Annotated in this window: 2 protein-coding genes; both read right to left on the bottom strand. The window is 66.7% G+C overall.

Going from position 1 to position 1,765, the window contains the following annotated elements:
- Positions 1–985, bottom strand: a 985-nt coding sequence (locus EOD15_RS33770) for an FAD-dependent oxidoreductase (RefSeq protein ID WP_148129803.1), incomplete at its 3' end; no start/stop codon positions are given.
- Positions 986–1,099: 114 nt separating this feature from the next.
- On the bottom strand, positions 1,100–1,765 hold a 666-nt coding region (locus tag EOD15_RS33775), incomplete at its 5' end, for an amino acid--tRNA ligase-related protein (protein WP_348629445.1).

The following is a 1,765-nucleotide window of genomic DNA, read 5'->3' on the forward strand; positions in this document are numbered from 1 at the left end:
CCAGCCGGCGCGGATTTGGCGGCGCGACCAGGCCGCCGAGTTCGACGGTGCCGGCGACCCGCAAGCGGCCAGCCATCGGCGTCAGGTAGAAACCAAGATCGACGGGACAGACAGGTCGGTTGAGCAGCGGCGCTTCGGTGTGGAATTCCAGATGATAGCCGCGCTCGGTCTCGAGCGGAATCCTGTCGCCGGCCTGCGCGGCCAGTGCGCGCGACCGTGCACCGGCGGCGATCACCACCGTGCCAGCCTTGATGCGAACGCCGGGTCCGCTGAGCTGGACACCGTCAGCCTCGACCTGCAGCCCGGTGATCTCAGCCTGCTTCACCGATGCACCACGGGCACTCACCGCGCCCAGCAACCGCCGCATCACCATTGCCGGATCGGTGACATTGATCGAGTCGGGAAAATACACGCCATGCGCTGCTGTCGCCGGCAGGCCCGGCTCAAGCGCCGCCACCTCTTCGGGAGTCAGCACCTCTTGGTGGATGCCAAACCCAGCGCGCATTGCCCGGCCGCCGGCGCCAGCGGCAAAATCGCTCTCGCGGCGATAGAGGTAAAGACAGCCATTGCGGCGCAGCAGGTCCTCCAGCCCGGCCTCCCCGACCATGTCTTCCCAGGCCGGAAGGGCGTCGGCCAGCAGTCCGGCGAGCGCCAGCGCATTGGCCCGGGTGGCCGCCGGCAGCGATTGCCGCATGAACCGAACGAGCCATGGCGCCAGCTGCAGCAGCGCCGGCCAGCGCAGCGAAAGCGGGCTGTCGGGATCAAGCAGCAGCTTTGGCAACGCCCGCAGCACCGCAGGAGTGCCGACCGGCATACAGGCATATTCGGCGATCGTTCCGGCATTGCCTGATGACGCACCGGAGCCCGGCTCGTTCGGATCGATGAGCAGGACTTCACGGCCGTCCGCGACAAGGCGAAGTGCCGTCGCCAGCCCGACAACTCCGGCGCCGACAATGGCGATTTCGACCGTTTCAGAAGCAGCCACTCTAGATCTTCCCGATTGACCGTGAAATCCAGTACCGATCATGTGGTCTCTTGGTTCGGGGTCGCGGTCCAGTCTTGATCCCCTGGAATCGAATAGGCCAGATCTTTCCGCGCCTCAGGCAACAGGCGTCCAGATCACGTCCTCGATTTTTTGCGCGCCGGTGGCCAGCATCGCCAGCCGGTCGAAGCCGAGCGCGATGCCGCTGGCCGGCGGCATGATGGCCAGCGCCGCGAGGAAATCCTCGTCCAGCGGATAGCGCTCGCCATAGATGCGCTGTTTCTCGTCCATCTCGATGACGAAGCGCCGGCGCTGCTCGTCGGCGTCGGTCAGTTCGCCAAAGCCGTTGGCGAGTTCGACGCCGCAGCAATAGAGCTCGAAGCGCTCCGCCACGCGTGGGTCGCGCTGGCTCGGCCGGGCCAATGCCGCCTCGGCCACCGGATATTCGCACAGGATGGTCGCGCGGCCCTGCCCTAGGAATGGCTCGACCTTTTCCACCATCACCCGACTGAAAAGGTCGGCCCAGCTGTCGTCGGGCGCGGTGCGCATGCCGGCCCGGATCAAGGCGGCGTACAGCGAGTCGCGATCGGTGCTGCCGTCGGCGGCGACCGTGGCCAGCAGATCGATGCCGGAATAGCGGGTGAAAGCGTCCGCCACCGTCAGCCGTTCCGGCTCGGCGAACGGATCGCAGTCGCGGCCCCGGAAAGAGAAAAGAGTCGCCCCTGCCCTTGTCGCGGCCAGCGCCAGGAAGGCCGCGCAATCCTGCATCAGGCTTTCATAGGC

Source organism: Mesorhizobium sp. M7A.T.Ca.US.000.02.2.1 (assembly GCF_003996995.1).
In the GTDB taxonomy this organism is placed as follows: Bacteria; Pseudomonadota; Alphaproteobacteria; order Rhizobiales; family Rhizobiaceae; genus Mesorhizobium.